The sequence below is a fragment of the Jiella marina genome, assembly GCF_024359545.1.
Lineage (GTDB): Bacteria > Pseudomonadota > Alphaproteobacteria > Rhizobiales > Rhizobiaceae > Jiella.
Genome location: NZ_JAKQZG010000009.1, coordinates 46,762 through 63,735 on the forward strand (window position 1 = coordinate 46,762; position 16,974 = coordinate 63,735).

At 61.8% G+C, this 16,974-nt stretch carries 19 protein-coding genes, 1 tRNA gene and 1 pseudogene; 5 read left to right on the forward strand and 16 right to left on the reverse strand.

Going from position 1 to position 16,974, the window contains the following annotated elements; translation table 11 throughout:
• Positions 1-9 precede the first annotated feature (9 nt).
• Positions 10-552: an inorganic diphosphatase gene (gene ppa, locus MF134_RS15560; protein ID WP_255340391.1), complete on the forward strand. Its 543-nt coding sequence runs from the start codon at positions 10-12 to the stop codon at positions 550-552.
• 471 nt (positions 553-1,023) lie between these two features.
• Positions 1,024-1,173 carry a DUF1127 domain-containing protein gene (locus MF134_RS15565; protein WP_255340392.1) on the forward strand — a complete coding sequence of 50 codons (150 nt, stop codon included), beginning with the start codon at positions 1,024-1,026 and terminating at the stop codon, positions 1,171-1,173.
• A gap of 215 nt (positions 1,174-1,388) precedes the next feature.
• Here MF134_RS15565 and MF134_RS15570 read toward each other — a convergent pair whose 3' ends face one another.
• From MF134_RS15570 to MF134_RS15580, 3 genes are read right to left on the reverse strand one after another with little or no spacing between them, the layout of a single operon-like run.
• Positions 1,389-2,006: a hypothetical protein gene (locus MF134_RS15570; protein ID WP_255340393.1), complete on the reverse strand. Its 618-nt coding sequence runs from the start codon at positions 2,004-2,006 to the stop codon at positions 1,389-1,391.
• Between the two features lie 23 nt (positions 2,007-2,029).
• A complete protein-coding gene (locus MF134_RS15575; RefSeq protein WP_255340394.1) occupies positions 2,030-2,347 on the reverse strand; it encodes a DUF167 family protein in 318 nt (105 codons plus the stop codon).
• 23 nt (positions 2,348-2,370) lie between these two features.
• A complete protein-coding gene (locus MF134_RS15580; RefSeq protein ID WP_255340395.1) occupies positions 2,371-2,673 on the reverse strand; it encodes a YggT family protein in 303 nt (100 codons plus the stop codon).
• Between the two features lie 174 nt (positions 2,674-2,847).
• Between MF134_RS15580 and MF134_RS15585 the strand changes: the two genes are divergently transcribed.
• Positions 2,848-2,923: transfer RNA gene (locus MF134_RS15585), tRNA-Ala, on the forward strand.
• 118 nt (positions 2,924-3,041) lie between these two features.
• On the opposite strand, the gene MF134_RS15590 is transcribed toward MF134_RS15585, so the two are convergent.
• A complete protein-coding gene (locus tag MF134_RS15590; RefSeq protein ID WP_255340396.1) occupies positions 3,042-3,398 on the reverse strand; it encodes a hypothetical protein in 357 nt (118 codons plus the stop codon).
• 39 nt (positions 3,399-3,437) lie between these two features.
• Positions 3,438-4,041 (reverse strand): annotated as a pseudogene (locus MF134_RS15595) (recombinase family protein).
• Positions 4,042-5,032: 991 nt separating this feature from the next.
• Between MF134_RS15595 and MF134_RS15600 the strand changes: the two are divergent.
• Positions 5,033-6,289 (forward strand): hypothetical protein, encoded by a 1,257-nt coding sequence (locus tag MF134_RS15600; RefSeq protein ID WP_255340397.1) that lies wholly within the window; start codon positions 5,033-5,035, stop codon positions 6,287-6,289.
• Positions 6,286-6,408, forward strand: coding sequence for a hypothetical protein (locus tag MF134_RS15605; RefSeq protein ID WP_255340398.1), 123 nt, complete (start codon positions 6,286-6,288; stop codon positions 6,406-6,408). Before MF134_RS15600 ends, MF134_RS15605 begins: the two co-directional genes overlap by 4 nt.
• A 137-nt stretch (positions 6,409-6,545) precedes the next feature.
• Here the strand turns inward: MF134_RS15605 and MF134_RS15610 are convergent, their stop codons facing one another.
• From MF134_RS15610 to MF134_RS15660, 11 genes are all read right to left on the reverse strand, one after another.
• A complete protein-coding gene (locus MF134_RS15610; RefSeq protein ID WP_255340399.1) occupies positions 6,546-6,923 on the reverse strand; it encodes a response regulator in 378 nt (125 codons plus the stop codon).
• Positions 6,910-7,299 carry a sensor histidine kinase family protein gene (locus MF134_RS15615; protein ID WP_255340400.1) on the reverse strand — a complete coding sequence of 130 codons (390 nt, stop codon included), beginning with the start codon at positions 7,297-7,299 and terminating at the stop codon, positions 6,910-6,912. The genes MF134_RS15610 and MF134_RS15615 overlap by 14 nt, the downstream gene beginning before the upstream one ends.
• Positions 7,296-10,478 carry a PAS domain S-box protein gene (locus tag MF134_RS15620; RefSeq protein WP_255340401.1) on the reverse strand — a complete coding sequence of 1,061 codons (3,183 nt, stop codon included), beginning with the start codon at positions 10,476-10,478 and terminating at the stop codon, positions 7,296-7,298. Before MF134_RS15620 ends, MF134_RS15615 begins: the two co-directional genes overlap by 4 nt.
• Positions 10,479-10,696: 218 nt before the next feature.
• On the reverse strand, positions 10,697-11,368 hold the full coding sequence (locus MF134_RS15625; protein WP_255340402.1) for an HWE histidine kinase domain-containing protein: 672 nt from the start codon (positions 11,366-11,368) through the stop codon (positions 10,697-10,699).
• A gap of 46 nt (positions 11,369-11,414) precedes the next feature.
• Positions 11,415-12,137 carry a Crp/Fnr family transcriptional regulator gene (locus tag MF134_RS15630; protein ID WP_255340403.1) on the reverse strand — a complete coding sequence of 241 codons (723 nt, stop codon included), beginning with the start codon at positions 12,135-12,137 and terminating at the stop codon, positions 11,415-11,417.
• Positions 12,138-12,399: 262 nt separating this feature from the next.
• Complete coding sequence (locus MF134_RS15635; RefSeq protein WP_255340404.1) at positions 12,400-13,596, reverse strand: D-alanyl-D-alanine carboxypeptidase/D-alanyl-D-alanine-endopeptidase; 1,197 nt, start codon at positions 13,594-13,596, stop codon at positions 12,400-12,402.
• A 710-nt stretch (positions 13,597-14,306) separates the two neighbouring features.
• Positions 14,307-14,651: a hypothetical protein gene (locus tag MF134_RS15640; protein WP_255340405.1), complete on the reverse strand. Its 345-nt coding sequence runs from the start codon at positions 14,649-14,651 to the stop codon at positions 14,307-14,309.
• Positions 14,652-14,766: 115 nt separating this feature from the next.
• Positions 14,767-15,255, reverse strand: a complete 489-nt coding sequence (locus tag MF134_RS15645; protein ID WP_255340406.1) for a cupin domain-containing protein — start codon at positions 15,253-15,255, stop codon at positions 14,767-14,769.
• A 298-nt stretch (positions 15,256-15,553) separates the two neighbouring features.
• The gene (locus MF134_RS15650; protein ID WP_255340536.1) at positions 15,554-15,841 is read right to left on the reverse strand and encodes a GIY-YIG nuclease family protein; all 288 of its coding nucleotides are present in this window, start codon (positions 15,839-15,841) and stop codon (positions 15,554-15,556) included.
• A 379-nt stretch (positions 15,842-16,220) separates the two neighbouring features.
• The gene (locus tag MF134_RS15655) at positions 16,221-16,427 is read right to left on the reverse strand and encodes a type II toxin-antitoxin system HicB family antitoxin (protein ID WP_255340407.1); all 207 of its coding nucleotides are present in this window, start codon (positions 16,425-16,427) and stop codon (positions 16,221-16,223) included.
• 35 nt (positions 16,428-16,462) lie between these two features.
• The gene (locus MF134_RS15660) at positions 16,463-16,651 is read right to left on the reverse strand and encodes a hypothetical protein (RefSeq protein ID WP_255340408.1); all 189 of its coding nucleotides are present in this window, start codon (positions 16,649-16,651) and stop codon (positions 16,463-16,465) included.
• Positions 16,652-16,974: the final 323 nt, after the last annotated feature.

Consider the following 16,974-nt stretch of genomic DNA (forward strand, 5'->3'; position numbering starts at 1 on the left):
GAGCCATCCATGCGCATCGACGCCATCGCCCGCGGCAACAATCCCCCCGACGACATCAACGTCATCATCGAAGTGCCTCTGGGCGGCCAGCCGATCAAGTACGAGATGGACAAGGAGGCCGGCTGCCTCGTCGTCGATCGCTTCCTCTACACGCCGATGACCTATCCCGGCAATTACGGCTTCGTGCCGCATACGCTGTCCGACGATGGCGATCCGATCGACGTCCTGATCTGCAACACGCGGCCGCTCTTTCCCGGCTGCGTCATCAATTGCCGGCCGATCGGCGTCCTGGTGATGGAAGACAACAAGGGCGTCGACGAGAAGATCATCGCCGTGCCCTCGCCCGACCTCACCCAGCGCTATTCGAAAGTGTTCGAGTACAGCGACCTGCCCGAGATCACGCTGAAACAGATCGAACATTTCTTCGAGCACTACAAGGATCTAGAGCCCGGCAAATGGGTCAAGATCGGCGATTGGGGCGGTAGCGAAAAGGCCCGCAAGCTGATCAGCGAAGCGGTCGAACGCGCCGGCCAGCAGCCGAAGGCCGTCTGAACGAGGCCACGAAGAGCCCCGACGTCGGAAATTCGTCAGGAAGGCCGCTCAGCGGTCGAAGGCTTCGGTCGCGGCGGAATTGCCCGCGACCGGCCTGAAAGACAGCGATACCGATCCCGCTGCGAGAGGGCCGATCGCATACGACAGCGCGTTGCGTTTGCGGCTGCTCGGCCAGAGCGCCGCGCGTCCGATTTGACACGCGAAAGGCGCCCTCGCTCATCGGATCAGCGCTTTGCGAAAATCGCTCCGATCTTGCGCCGGCGCTCTTGCCGGCCCGAGGACTTTCGCGACGGCGTTCGGCCGGTGACGCTAAGAGCGCGGCCATCCGCTGCACCTCTTGTTTTTCGATAAACTCGGCCGGGTTCGCTCCATGCGAAAACTGCAAATCTGACATGCAATTTGCTGCCCTTTATTCAGGCAGTAATGAACAATAATTAGGCGGTATCAACCCATGAGGATGGAGTCCCTCCAATGTTCCGCGAATTTGCCAAACGCTTCAAATCGATGCGCGCCGCGCACTCCGACATCATCGCCCTGCAGCGCATGGACGACCGTTCGCTCGAAGATATCGGCCTCACCCGTGCGCAGATCCGGCGCGCTGTTCGCTACGGTCGCAGCTAAGCAGCTTGTTGAAGCGCAAGACGGGCAACGGCACCGGTTCTGATCGGCCGACCATGCCCACGACCGACAGCGTGCTGTTCCGGCGTCCCTGTCGCGACAATTGAGATCGGCCGTTCGACGAGATCGATCGGCCGATTTCCTTTTCCAGGCCCCGCCCAACTACGAGGCAGCCACCGGCAGGCCAGCGGAATTTGCACAATACTTGGTCAATTACCCTATCGACCGACGGCCGTCGCGCCCGCCGCGAGATTTCCGACCTGACCAAGGAAGCGGGCCGGATCCGATCCGCAGACGAAATCGACCGCTTGCTCGTCAGCCAACTGCCGCGCCAGTGTGTTGGCGTCGCGATTGGCGCTTGCGTCGACATAGCCCACTGTGCAGCCTGGCACGCCTGGTCGGCCGATCCGGTAGACGCCAAGCACCTGGGCGCGTTCCGGCGGCACACTACCCGCATCGAGATGGAATCTGAGGATCGCGGCAAAGGGCTCGCCGTCGATCAGTCGCCATTCGATCGTCTCACCGGGTTCGTTGAAGGCGGAGAACGTGTCGAAGTCTCTGTTCTTTGCGCCGAAGTCGACGTCGAAGCGCAGATCACCCTCCGACAGATAGACCGTGATCCCCTCGTAGCCCGGACAGAGGAAGTCCGCACCGCCGCCTTCCTCCGACACGTTCTCGATATGGCACCGATCGAGATCAAGCTTCGTATAGGCGCTGTCGAAGGACGCTGCCTGGACCGGCATGGCGAAAAGTCCGGCGGCAAGCGCGGAAGCCGTGAGCCTAGGAAGAAGTCTCTCCCCGACCGACTTGGAGGCGAAACATGCGATCGAGGACATCCGCGCTTCTCCGGCTGAGCGCCTCATGAGCCGAGACGCTGAACGACCGAAGCGAGATTAGCAGCCTCCCCTGAAATGCACAGGGTCTTCTGCCGCGCGGTCTCTCCGCTGGTGATGGCGATGGCGGATTTCGGCAGCTTCAATGTCTTGGCCACAAGCGCGATGAGCGCCTTGTTGGCCTTGCCGGATTCCGGCACGGCGCTGACGCGAACTGCAAGACGCACGCTGCCGGCCGCGTCCGCGACGGGGCCCTCGACAGCGTCCCTGGAGGATCGCGGCGTCAGGCGCACATAGAGGAGGAGATCCTCGCCCGAGGGCTGCAGGTAGGCAGGTTCCGCCACATCCTCTCCCGCAAGGCAGACTGTCAGATCCCGGCCCGGTAGATCGCCGGGTTGATGTACTGCGAGATCAGGATCTGCAGGAACATGATGCCGAAGAGGACGACCAGAGGAGAAAGATCGATGCCGCCCAGATTGGGCATGAACCGGCGGATCCGCCTATAGACCGGCTCGGTTAGCTGCCAAAGGAATCGGCCGATCGCGTCCACGACCGGATTGCCCGGATTGACGATATTGAACGCGTAGAGCCAGGACAGGACGGCCGAAGCGATGACGATCCACCAATAGAGATTGAGGGCCTGATAGAGAACGAAAGTGACTGCGAGCATCGATCCGGTGCCTTGGTTCATCGGTCGTTGCCGATGTAGACATCCGCAGGTGTCGGCGCAAGCAAGACGGGCCTCGAGCGTTAATTTGCGCGCCGCAAGCGCCTTGAGCTGGCCACGCGAAATTCGTTGACAGCGCGGCCCCGCTGGCTCTAAAAGCCGCCAGCATCGGTGGACGGGGCTGTAGCTCAGATGGGAGAGCGCGTCGTTCGCAATGACGAGGTCAGGGGTTCGATCCCCCTCAGCTCCACCAATTGCCGCAACTACGCACATAAATTAATGATTATAACGATTTAGATGAAATGCCGTCTGCGGTTTGTACCCACTCCGCGTACCCAAGCGGCTACCACTTCACAAATGTCATAGATCGTCTACCGCTTTATAGCGGGACACAGTTCGGGGTTTGCGCGACGTTGGAGCAGTATCATGGCAGCGGCTCGACTACGTTCAAGTTCGACGAATTTATCTGCAAGCGAATACTCTGGCGGCGTGGTCTGGTCTCTTTTGGCATGATACCAGTACGCTTCAAGCTTCTCTGATTGGCATACACCTTCGGCTGCGGTAACCGTGTCGATCAAACTATAACAATCCGCTGCAAAATCCTCTGCAGCGTCTTCTAAGCATACCGCGTATTTTCGAGGAGCATTGTCGCTCTTTGCTTGTGCCCCAGCCATTGACGGCATGAAAATAACAGGCATCGCCAGCAAACAATTCTTGTATTTAGCCATTTTTCCAAATCCACCGAAAAAACTAAGCTATACGCGATCCTAAGTGCGCGGCTGTCCCATTGGCAAGCTCGACGCGGGTCGCTCCTGCTTCAGGATGCCAAAGACACTTGCGCGACCAATACCAAGCTGCGCGGCGATCTTATCTGCGGACAGCCCGTCGGCCTTCAAGCGAACCACATCATCCGCCCGCCTTGCGTCGCGCGGTCGGCTGTCTGCCCTTATAAACCCCCTTGGACTTCGCCTTGGCGATCCCCTCGCGTTGCCGCTCCCACATCATTTCGCGCTCGAACTCTGCAACTGAGCCCAGCACATTCATCATGAGCGTTCCCGTGGCATTGCTGGTGTCGAGGTTCATCGCGAGGATGCGGAGCGTCACGCCCTTGGTGTCTAGGCGCTCCCTCAGGTTCACCAGATCGCGCACAAAGCGAGCGAAGCGATCGAGCTTGGTGACGACGAACACGTCCCCCTCCCGAACATACTCGAATGCAGCCTCAAGCTGGGGGCGCTCCTTTGATACCGACGAGATTTGCTCGGCGAATATCTTGGTGCATCCGGCAGCCTCCAGTTCCTTCTTCTGAGCGCCCAGACCGGCCTCTTGATCCACCGTCGACGTGCGAGCGTATCCGACGATTGCGTTGGCCATAACGATCAGCCTCCAGTCTCAAATGACACTTCAAAGGACCGGTTCCTGACACCGCCGCCGGGGGAACACATTGTCGAAGCATATACGTAAATGGCCCGACAAATTTTTCCAAAAAGGTCGCAGGGACTGCGAAAGCTCTTGGCCGAATGCAACTGTCGCTGTTGGGCCGAAAGGAGACGGTCACCAGTGTGGGCGACGGTCACCCGAAACCCTCATTTGCTTGATCGCCGACCTTCAACGCTCTTTCCGGGCGGTTCTGTCACGTTTGGATTGTCCAACAGCCCCTCACCCATGATGGGCGGGCCTCGTTAAAATTTGAAGCGCGGGGTGTATCCAATTCTCACCTATTGGGGTCTCAGTTCTCCTCGGCATGGACACGTCTTGAAACGCTTTTAACAAGGTTCTTTGAAGCGCTTAACGCAGCGGAATTCCGTGCTATGATGGCTTGCAATACGCTCCGTCTCAAAGACAGTCGATTTTGTAACGATCAGCGGCTTGCTCCAATTGAGCAGGGGCTTTTGTGTTCCTTGCGGACTCGGAGATGATTGGAGCGATTGTCGATCGGAGGAGAAGCATGATCGACGGTTCTCTTCCGCGCCAGCGTGATCGACGCTTCGGTCGCGCGCTTCTGGGTAGTTTCCTGATTGTCGTTGCAAGCGGCGTCTCGGCGAGCGCCGCCGATATCGAGCTCGTCATGGCAGGGCCTGTTGCATCTCAGGATGGGGAGGTCATTCGCGGATGTAATCTAAGACTGTCTGGCCCGATTGGTTCAGGAGATGCGCAAGCCCTCGAGACGGCACTGGAGGACTATCCAGCCTGGTCCCAGAGACAATCGGCGATCTCCGACCTTCCCCAACCTCCCATCGATGCTCCTCCGCCGCTGGTTCTCTGTCTCGAAGGTCCTGGCGGAAACTACGCTGAAGCGGTTCGCCTTGCTCGGATCGTCAGGACAAAGGCGATCGGCACGCATGTCGAGCCCAACAGGACATGCGTGTCGGCCTGTGCGCTGACCTTTCTTGCCGGGACGGTTCGATACTATGAGGGCGAGATCGGCCGCTGGCGCTTCATCGCACCGAGTGCTCGGCTGGGTTTCCATGCGGTGTCGCTGAACATTGCCGAGGGCGACTATGACGCGCGAGCTGTGGCGCAAGCCTATGCACTGGCGTCGGAAGCGATCGGTGATCTCGTTTCCCTGCTGCAGGTGGGCGAGGGATTGGTCGGCGGCGGCGGTTGGCTTGAGCCATCGCTCGTCGCGACCATTCTTTCCACCCCGAGCACGACCATGCGCTACGTCGAGACCGTGGAAGACGCGGGGCGCTGGGGCATTTCGATATCGCCATTGCCACCCGCTTCGGTAGACGCCCGCTCTGCCAGCATCGCGTGCCATAACGCCTTCGCCTGGTCGGACATCGACACCGGCGCACCGTTCTACGACGTCGACGGCGGTCGCCGGGCGGCTGAGGATTTCCGGGCAGAAGCTTATCCGTTTAACGACCAATCCCGCCGCGAGACAGGTTTCCAACTCCCCTTTAACGAGCTTCGGAATGTCAACTGTCGCGCGGTCGTTTCAGGACTTCGCCCGGAGATACACAATACGAGCGACGCCACGGGCGGTGGACCGGCGCTTGCCAGCGGTTGGCTGGCCTTCTACCCGCATGACAGAGCCATCGCGACGCTTTCGCTCGGGGACTCCCATGAGATGTTGGCCAAGCCGGAGACCAGTGGCAGCGGCGGGAATGCGACCGCACCGGCAGAACTCAGCAACTTGGTCTCACAAGAGCCGCCCTCCCAGGTCGATGGAGAGTGCCGCAATGGCATGCAATGGACAGGCGGTTGGGCGGGCGCTGCGCTCGTCGAGGCCATCGCCCATGCCAGTTACCGGACATGTAATGGAGACGCTGGGGCGGTCGTTCGTCTCGAATGCGACCACAAGACCGGTGATATCACCATGACTGTCCTGCCCCAATTCCTCGCCGAGTCGCGCGCCGACCCCCAAGATATCGAGATCACGATCGACGGCACGCCGATCAGGCTCGCTCGACAAAAGGGTCCGAGCAGCAGCGATGTGGGCGTTTTCGGGGTCGGACGGGGAAGTGGCCTGATCGAACGCCTCAAGCAGGGCAGTGGAGCACGGGTCGATGTCGGAATCGCCACGTTTGAATTTCACCTGACCGGCTCATCTCGAGCGATCGAGGCGATGAACGCGGCGTGCACGGCTCAGACCGCAAAGCTGAACGAGCGGCCATGAGTGCGCAGTTCAACCTCATGGAGAGTTTGGCGGCATCCCTGCCGCCGCGGCTCTATCTGTGCCGGGTCAATTTCGAGCGGCGCATGTCGCGGTTCTACGTCTTGGCGATCGAGCGCTGACGGGGTGGGAGTCGATGTGTGAACTGGCGCCGGGGGCCAACGCCGATCGGCGCGGGGTCACATTGCTAAGCGTCTGAAATAGGAGCGGAGCGCACCATGAAACGGGGTCATAGTGTTTCGCCGAACCAAACGCGGGGCTAACCTTGAGCGCCGAGCGCCCGTTTGAGCGCTTTCGTGATCTCACTTGCCTGTGCGGGCTTCTCGCACCGGGGGATATGCTCGAAACGGGCCGGGATGGAAGACGTGTCGTACCCGGTCGTGAAGACGAAAGGCACCTTGCGTTCCACCAGCCTGTCGGCTGCAGGGTAGACCATTTCGCCGCGCAGATTGATGTCCAGTACGGCGGCGTCGATGTCGGCGGTCTTTTCGAGCAGGTCGAGGACCCTGTCGAGAGAGGGAACCGGTCCAAGCACCCTAGCTCCGACGGCGGCGAGTTCAGTGGCGAGCTGATCGGCCATCATGTATTCGTCCTCCGCGACGAGGACGTTTCGTTCTCGCAGGTCAAACTCCGTCACGTCGATCTGCTCCTGTGCGTTTGGAAACAGGGATCGAGATCGTACAGTGTACTCCCTCGACACCCATCTCGAGGCATGTCCTGGCATTGAGCTGGTAAGGCAGCGCCCGTTCGATCAGTTCGCGGCCCTGGCCCGTCCCCGTGGGCGAAGCGCCCTGCGGAGGCATCGTCACACCGCTCTCGCGCCAGTCGATGTGCAGCCACGGTTCGGCTGTCTCTTCCGGCTGTTCGTATGTCCATCTCACATCCAAGCGCCCGGCAGGCTGCCCGATGGCACCGTATTTGACAGCATTGGTCATGAGTTCATGCAGGGCCATTGCGAGCGTCTGCACGGTGGAGGACCGCAGAAGGATGCCCGAAGGGCCGTCCAGGGTCACGCGGTGAGAATCGCCCCGATCGTCAGGAATTCCGCCTCGAGCAATTCGTCGAAGCTCACCCGGTCGTGCTCTTCCAGCCGGGACAAGAGCCGCTGCGCCCGTGTCAGGGCTTCCAGACGAGTGCGGAAGCGGGATCGAAAGTCGGCAATGTCCGCGCTCGTGCGCGCCGTCTTGTCGGCGACTGACTGCACGACCCCGATCAGGTTCATCGTGCGGTGCTGCAATTCGCCGATCAGCACTCTCTGGCGCTCCTCCATTTCGCGCCGCTCCGTCATGTCGGCGATGGCCCCAGCCATCCGCACTGCTGATCCGGATTCATCGTAGAAGAACCGGCCGCGGGCAGAGAGCCAGTGCACGGACCCGTCGGGGTGGACGACGCGGAATTCGTGCTCGTATTCGACGCCGGTCTCCTGCGCTCGGCGCAATGTCGCCTCGGTTTCCTCGCGGTCCTCGGGGTGGATGCGCGCCGCCCAAACCTCGTAGCTCGGCGTCACTTCGCCGACATCATAACCTTCCATCCGGAAATGCTCGTCCGACCAGTGCACGACGCCAGTCCGCAGGTCCCAGTCCCAGAGTCCCAGGCCGCCGACCTCGACGGCGCTGCGCAGTCGCTGCTCGCTCTCACGCATGGCCATTTCGGCGCGTCGGCGCCCCGTGACGTCGGTGATCGTTCCCCGCAACCGGCTCGGGACGGGACCGGACGGGCCGGTGCTGCGCTCGATGCTCCCCTTCATCTCGACCCAACGGATTTCACCGGTGGGACGGACAATCCGGTGCTCATAAGATAGACTGTTGCCGCCCTTTGCCGTAAGCAGCCGTTCAGCCATCCCGTCGAAGCCAGCCCGATCCTCGGGATGGATGAAGTCCGGCGTACTGCCCGCAGGGGGTGGCTCGGCGTCGGGCGGGTAGCCGACGATCTCCCGCATCTCTTTCGACCAGTAGCAGTAACCGGTCCGGAGATCGCAGTCGAAGATTCCGATATTGGCAGCGCTGGTCACGTCCCTGAAACGTTCCTCGCTTTGCTCCAGGGTCTTCTGCGCCTGGCGCTGCTCGATGAGGTCGGCCGCCTGCCGGGCGAGGAGATCGAGAAAACGCAGTTCGCTGTCGCTCGGCCGATGCCGCGCCGCCTGCCAATGCGTGTTCAACATACCGATCGGCACGCCGGTCCGCGAGACAAGCGGCGTCGCCTGCGCCGAGTGATAGCCGGCATCGACATGCATCAGGCACGCCGCATCGGTTCCGTCGTCATCGAAATCAATGAGTGTGCGCTGCCCGGTCCTGAGCGCAATTCCGCAGGCGGTTCGGCTGTCGGCGTCGACGCGGTGGAAGTGATCCGTCATGTTGCGCTCGAACCCCCGCGCCACCAAGAGGAGGAGCGAATTGGTCACGGGGTCATAGAGCTGGACAGTCCCCGCGTCGGCGCCGGTGATGGCAATCGCGGCGGACAGGATTTCCTCGTGGATCGCCGGCAGGCTCTCTTCGGTGACCATGCGTTCCGCCAGATTGCGCAGCAGGGTCGTGCGCTCCAGCTCGACCGCCATCTGTTTCTGGCTGTCGCGCAAGGCCGCTTCCGCGCGGGCGCGCTGAACCGCTGCCCAGATACGCTCGGCAACGGCTTCCACCAGCGCGACTTCGGCATCGGTCCATATGCGGGGCTGAGTCTGGTGGACATTGATGTTCACGAGGAAACGGCCGGCGACCACCAAGGGTACACTCAGGCCGGCCCTGATTCCGATGGCCGCGAGCGCCCCGAGATCGGACCGGGCGTATGGCGGTTCCCCGACATCGTCGTAACGAACCGTCTTGCCTGCCCGCAGATCGTCCAGCAGCGGCCCGCTGAAATCCCTCAGCTTCAAGACAGTGGGGTGGGGCTGCTCACCTTGTGCCGCCCAGCCTGGGCGAATATTCGCGACACCGGCCCCCTCGTCGATCTCCGCAAAGACGACGCGGGAAGCCGCCAGCCGTTCCCCGAGCATCCGGCTGGCGACGGAAATGACCGCCTCCGCGTCCTCCGCCGCACCGAGCCGGTCACTCAATTGCAGCAGAAAGGCCTGCCGCTCCTCGCTCTCGCGCCGGGCTTCTTCAGCCGCCTTTCGCACGGAAATATCGCGCCAGAACACCGCCAGGCCCTCGGAGACCGGGTAAGCGCGCATCTCGAGCCAGTTGATCTTGCCGCCGGGCCATTCGTAGCGATGCTCCAGGGAGACAGGCGTCTGCTCGGCCAGCGCATGCTTGTAGAGCCGGCCGAGTTCGGTGTCTTCGGAGCCCGGATAGACCTCCCAGTGGGTCCGGTCGCGGATGTCTTCAAGCGAGCGCCCGTCGAGCCGCAGTGCCGCCTCGTTCTGGGTGATGATCCGAAAATCGTGGTCCATCAGACCGAAAGCCTCGTCCATGCCGTTGAGCACGTTGCGAAGCCGGGCGTCGGTGCGGCGGGCGTCCGTCCTGTCCTCGATCGCCAGCAGGATGAGCTGCAAGTGGTCGACCCTGCGCGCATTCAGAACCATCGTCCGCCAGCCGATCTCCTCGAACTCGTGCTCGACCCGGAAATCGTTGAATGCATCATTGTCAGGCAGCACGCTTTCCAGCAGATCGCGGAGCTCGGGAATGTCCCACTGGCCGTTGCCCAGGTCGTAGACCTTGCGCCCCTTGGTCTCGGCGGGGTCGACCTTGAACGTCTCGTAGAAGGTCTCGTTCGCCGCCTCGACGCGCAGATCGCTGGTGAGGATCAGGAGCGGGTCGCGCGAGGCGTCGACGATCTTCTCGGCGAGTTCCTTCTGCCCCTCCAGTTCCTCGCGCGCCCGCTCGCGCTCGGTGAAATCCTCGAACGAAAGCAGGATGCTGTCGTCACGGTCGTCGCCCTTCATCCGGTAGGCATTCAGGAGCATGACACGACGGCCGATCTGCTCGAACTCGTGCTCGACGCGGTAGTCCGTCACCTCCCCGCTATTCGGGAGGATGTCTTCGAGCAATCGTTTGAGTTCGGGAATGTCCCACTGGCCGTTGCCCAGGTCGTAGATCTTGCGCCCCTCTGTCTCGGCTTCATCGACATCGAAGGCAGCATAGAAGGCACGGTTTGCACGTTCCACGGAAAGCGCGCCGCTCAGCACGATCAGCGGCTGGCGCATCGTCCGAAGGATCGCCTCAAGGTACAGGTGGTCCTGCTGTTCCTCCTGCAACAAGTCGGCCGTCCCGCTGGGGCCGAAATCTATCATCGCTCCACCCTGCAGTTGAGCGCATGATAGTGCGTTTCGCGCTCACGGTACAATCTTGCACCCTGCTTGAGAGTACGGTCTCAGGAACCTCCCGGCTTGGCGGGGATCTGCTTATGCAGCGCCCGGTCTGGAGACATCCGGGATCACGGGAAAGCCGAGGCGAAACATGGAACGACCCGCCGCGGTTACGGCTCCACGGTTCCGACCTTCTCCGTCAACGGCACGCGGATGGTGCAGCGGAACCCATCCTGCTCGAACACGAACACCGTCCGGGCGTCGAGTTCGTAGCGGAGCATCTTTGTCAGCACTTCCATTCCGAAACCGTAGTGCGTGGGCTGCTCCACGCCGGTTGCATCGCGCTCCTGCCATGTCAAAGTCAGGGTCGTGTCGGTTTCCTCCTCCACAACGCTCCATTCGACATCGAGCCGTCCCTTCCGGGTGCCGAGGTCGCCATGTTCCACGGCGTTGACGGCGAGTTCATGAATGGCCAGCCCGAAGACCTGCCCGCCTCTGGCTTTCAAGATCACCCGGGGCCCGGTCAGCGAAACCTGCTCGCCTTCGCCGGCCCTGTAGAAGGACAACTCGTCGGCGATCAGCTTGTGCAGGTCGACGCCTCCGCTTTCGTCGGCTTGCGCCTGGGCACGGGCGAGTGCATCCATGCGATCTTCCACATGGCCGACATACATTTCGATGTCGCGTTCGGTCTCTGTCGACTTGCGGATGATCATCCGCAGCATCGCCACGGTGCTGCGCAGCCGGTGCCGAAGTTCACCCGGAGCATCACGCTGATCGAGAAGACGCCGGAGCCGCCTGTTGTCGGCCTCGAGTTCGGCGAGGCGCGTGGTGAGATCGCTCATGGGATGTCTCGTCAGTCGCTTCGGTTCAACGAAAGATGGCGATGCATCAGGTCACAACAGGCTCTGCCGTCTGAAGATAGGTTCCGTCAAAGGACGAAAACTCCCGCAAGCCTTCGAGATCGAGAATGGTCAGTCGGCGCTTGCGCAGAGAGATCAGGCCGCGTTGCCGCAATTCAGCCAGCGAACGATTGGTCTGAACCACCGAAAGGCCGAAGAGGTCGCTCAGGGCGCTCTGCGTCACAGGCATGTCGTAACTCAGCCCATCGACGCGGCCGGCCATCGCCAGGCGCAGATGAAACTCGCAGAAGACATGCCCGAGGCGCTCGGTCGCCAACCGACGCCCGAGGCTGATCATATGCTCGCGCTCGATGGCGGTCATGGCGAGCAGGTCCCACCACAAGGCCTCTTCGATACGAGGGTGTTCACGAGCGGCCCTTCTGATTGCGGAGAGCGGGATGCGGGCGAAGACCACCGGCGTCAGGGTGGCAAGCGCATGATCCATGAAACGCGGAAGCACGCCGAACGGCTCACAAAGATCTCCCGGCAGAAAGATCGAAGTGTTCAGTCGCTTGCCGTCCGGAAGCACCTTGTATCGGCAGGCCCAACCATCGAGAATCAGGATGATCGAATGCGGCTCGGTACCTTCGGCAACGATGTCTCTTCCCGCCTCCGCGCGCTGGGTCCGCCGCGCAAGTTCGATCAGGATCCGTTCGTCGGCATCGGCCAGTTGCGCCCCGTGCCGAGCTTCTTGAGGAAGGGTTGGACCCATACAGGACTGTTGAGAGGGAAAGTCAAACCATGTTGCCCGCCCCCGGATGTTACCACGTGCCAGGCACGAAGTGTTTCCACCGCAGGGTTCCAAGCGGCCTCGTTTCTACTCAGGTTATTTGCGCCAGTATAGCACCAATAACTCTTGCGCTCATTAACCTATGAAAAGGCCAACCCCCTCAGCTCCATCAGACCTTCTCCATCAAACCGAGATTCCGACGACCAGATCCGACGCGGCACGCTCTGCACGCAGGCTGCTGCGGCTATAGCTCGCGCTCAAGGGCATTGAGCAGGCGGAATCGCAGCTTGCCGGTGTTGCCGCCGAGCGAGATCACGAAGGGCACGTCTCCGTGCCTGGAGGTTCTGACGTAACCCGCCAGGGTCTTCACATTCGAGATCGTGCCGGTCTTGTAGCGCGAGCCGCGTCGCGTCTTGCGGAGCAGATCGGCATGAGGCGCGAAGTCCTGAAGCATACGGGCCAGGCCGCGGGTGGTGAAGCGATTGTCGCGGCTGATGCCCGAGCCCTCGACGAGATGGATTCCGTCGGCAAGCTCATGCTCGGCGAAAATCTTGCGGGCGACGGCGAGCGATTTTTCGAGGCTCACCGGCCCGCCCCGGCGATGGGCGCCGATCTCCAGAAAGATCTGGTTGGCGATGTAGTTGTTCGAGCCGAGCAGCATCTGCGAAATGATCCCGGAAAGCGGACGCGACTGGCGGTGCACGTGAACCGGATCGAACCCTTCGGGCACGGAGCCGACCGAAACCTCGCCTTCCATCGTCCCACCTTCACGCTCGATGAAGGCGGCAAGAAGCTCTCCGGCATAGCGCAGGCCCACCTCGGGATCTTCCTGGGCGAGGCTGATGCGGCCCCGTCCGCTCCGCGGTCCCCGTGCCCGGAACTGGCTGATCGCCAGCGGCGTGATCGGCGTCTGCTCCTCGGCCGAGCGAACGGTCTTGCCGCGGCGCAGGGCGTGGATCGTATTGAAATTCACGGCAAAGGCCGCGTTGAGGGCGTCATAGGCCTCGCCCGTGTCCTCAATGCCGGGAATGCGCAGATCGTCCGGATAATAGCTCGCGTCGACGACGAGGCCGGTGAGCGGCTCCTCGCCCACGGCTGCGACGAGATCGGGCGAAAGCAGCGCCAGCTCCTCCGATACCAGGAAGGGATCGCCGCCGCCGCGCACATAGAGCACCCGCTCCTCGTCCAGATAGAACCGGGTCTCGAAGCGATAATCCGGCCCCAGAACCTCCATCGCCAGCCAGGCGGTAACGAGCTTGGCGACGGAAGCCGGCACGAAGGACCGGTCCGCATTCTGTGCGACCAGTTCGTTGCCCTCCTCGTCGAGCACGAGAACCAGCCCCGAGGGCGCGAGGGCGGCGATCGTCTCCTTCGGCCCGGCCGAGGCGGGCACGAGCAGCAGAAGCAAGGCTGAGAGGGCGGCAAGCACTCGAGGCAACATGGGAGTCAGGCTCCGAAAATGTGTGCGGCGTTCGCTTTCGAGTCTATCGGCAGCGACGCCCGGCGCCAAATCCGGCCGATCGAAGCGTCGCCATTTGCGGTCCGGTCGCCGAACGGCCGGCGAAGCGGTTGGCTCGCAAGCAATATCCGGCGTGCTGACCGAACGGCGTCTGCCGGCGAAGCGGTGAGATTATCGCGGCAGGTGACGAGGCCCTTGTGATAAGGAAAGCGTGCCCGCTGCAGCGGGTCGGGGCCGGTGAAGATCAGCCGCGTTCGAAAGGCGACCGGGCTCACCACCATCAAGAAGGGCCGCAAGCTCCGATCGCTCGGCAGGAACATCGGCCGATCCAGATAACGTCGCTCATCGCGCACCCATGACGGGATCGGCAGCCCCCACCGTCTTGCCAAGTGCTCGCCAGCTCTACCGAGAAAGGCGTCGGCCTCGGGCCTGTCCAGGAGGCGAGGTTCTGGCCGAAGCATCGCGGCCTGACGATCCTTTTCTCCATCGGCGCCGTAGAAGCTGTCCAGAAATTCGAGCAAGTGATGATACCGGTAGGGATCCTCGACTGCCCTGGCCGCCACCTGGCTGAGCGTTTGCGGTCTCAAGGCTTCAGCGCTCCTCAACGATTGAGGAGAGCCACGAGAGAACCGCCGCAGAGGGCGTCTCGCCAAGAATGGTTTCGTAGATCTCGCACAGCGCTCGCATGTCTGTCAGACCGAGATGCTACGCCAAGGATCGGGCACGTCGAGATCGCGGTCGCCCCGATCGAGATTTTGCAGGGCCTGCAGCTTCATCACCAGGAGATAGCGAGACGACGCGAGAAGAACCCGCAGCCCAGGTTGTCCTTCGGAAGGATAGTTGCCAGCCGCCTCGAAGAGATCATCGGTCTCATGCAGGGGGGTGTACATCCCGACGGCGTTGTTGAGCCAGTTCTCATCGAGGCCCATTGCCTCCGCGACAAGGGTGATCGACGGGCGGATTGCCACCTCGTCATAGCCGTCACGAACGACGGCATCGACATCTTCGGTGCCGCGGCGCCACTCGAACTGCATCATCAGGGCACTGCCCCATAGACGGCAATTTCGACGAAGATACCCCGCCGGGCAAGATCTTCGCCGAGGAGCGTGAAAGCCTCGATCAGGCGTGCCCTGGACAGCATGGAAAGGCCACCTATCCCGGATGCTTGTGGATCGGGTCGACCCAATACACCTCTTCCGGCTTTTCGACCGGATCGACATCGGTGATGTTGACCACCACCGCCTCATTGTCGGAGCGCACCAGCACGCATTCCAGCGGCGCGGCCGGATCGGCGTTGATTTCCTGATGGGGCACGAAGGGCGGCACGAAGATGAAGTCGCCGGCCTCCGCCTCCGCGACGAATTCCAGCCGCTCGCCCCAGCGCATCCGCGCCTTGCCGCTGAGCACGAAGATCACGCTTTCGAGTTCGCCATGGTGATGCACGCCGGTCTTGGCGTCCGGCTCGATCGTCACCGTCCCCGCCCAGATCTTCTGCGCTCCGACCCGGGCATGGTTGATCGCCGCCTGGCGGAACATGCCGGGGGTCTGGGCGGTGTTGGAGTCGAGCTTGTCGCCCTTGATGACACGCACGCCGTCGTGCTTCCAGCGGGGTTCGGCGGTGTCGTGTGTGTGTTCGGTCATGGTGGTGCTCCTCCCTCCGTGGTGCTGGTATCGTATCGGGAGATGTGGCGGCGCAAAAGCCCGAAGACGGGCCGGCCTCTGAGGCGTCTCCCGCCCTCTCCGCTTCGTCATCCTCGGCCCGCAGGGACGGGGATCCATGCCTCTGTCTTCGCACTCCGCTTCGGTGCAGAAGAGGCGCCTATCCGGCACCGAAATGCCGCTCAGCCGGCGAGGCATGGATCCCCGTGCTACGCACGAGGATGACGAAGCGGTGGGGTCTATCTCTGTTCGAAGGACCGCCGGCGGCGCCGTTGCGCGCCTACCATCCCCAGCCGCGGTAGAGTTCCTCCCATTGCGGGTTCATGCCCTCGATCAGCGCGATCTTCTTCGCCCGGGACCATTTCTTCAACGCCTTCTCGCGGGCGATAGCGTCGCGAATGTCGAAGTGCTCCTCGTACCAGACGAGACGCTTGCAGCCGTAGCGGCTCGTGAAACCCTTCGTGATCTCGTTCTTGTGCTCATGGACGCGCCGTCCAAGATCCGACGTCACGCCGATATAGAGCGTGCCGTTCCTTTGACTCGCCATGATGTAGACGTGCCCGGCCATGGCGCGAGCGTTGCGTGCGGCGGTATCGCCGTCAAGGATGTTCCGCACCGACGCAACACCAACACTCCGTCATCCTCGACCCGCAGGGTCGGGGATCCATGCCTCTTCGGTTCTGCTACAGATTCGGTGGAGAACAGGCACCTTTCCGATACCGAAACGCCGCTCAGCCGGCGAGGCATGGATCCCCGTGCTGCGCACGAGGATGACGACCTGAATGAGCGATACCCCAACATCCTGAGCGTGGGGTTTGTCATGAAATGAAGTCACAGGAGCTGAACGTTACCGAATAGGCATGATAGCGGCACCGGAAACGTCAAGCTCCCCTCTCGCCATTTGCAGAGATGCAGGCGGTTGGACGCCCGTCGGCGTAACGAGAGCCTCAGACCTCCATGAAACGGGCCTGACTGACCGGGGCCGGGACCGCGATCCCGTCTTCTGCAAGCCCATCGAGATGAAACCGGATGGCTGAGGCAATCTCGCGCTCAGCCTCCTCAAGGGTCGCAGCCGTCGCAATGCAGCCGGGAAGGTCGGGGACGTAGGCCGCATAGTTGTCACCAGCTTTTTCGATTACCACGGCGTATCGCATCGATCATTCCTGTCCAAGAATGGCATTGGCCCCCGTTAGGAATTCTCCGTATCGCGTCCATCGGGCTCCGTTGCCACGCCCTTGAACTTGCCGGGAGTCTGCTTGACCTCCATCAACTGACCGGTGCGCTCGTCGCGCTTCTGAAAATGCCCATCAGGCCTCTGAAACTGAGTCCTGGCTGTAATTGCGCCTTTCCGATATCCCTTGCCACTGTTCGTAGCCATCACATTCTCTCCATAGTTAGTCAGAGGAGAAAACTCTCTTCTAGTTGCATAGTATTCCTGTTTTGTTCCAAACTCAGTGACCGAGTGGGCTATGGGCGTAGTTTTCCACAGCTTTCGACACAGTTTGGAAAGGCGGTCTCTCGGTGGTGATAGGCCAGTCTTTTCTGCGGCTTTTTCCGCGCCGCCCAAGACGGCGCGGAAAAAACCATGATTGACCGCCAGGGCTCTGGCGAGTACTCAGGAGTCATCAAGACTCAGGGCAGAAGCCATGCTGTCCGAAAGGCCGACTGAGAGGTACGAGGACATTCTCAGTCGAACCATCA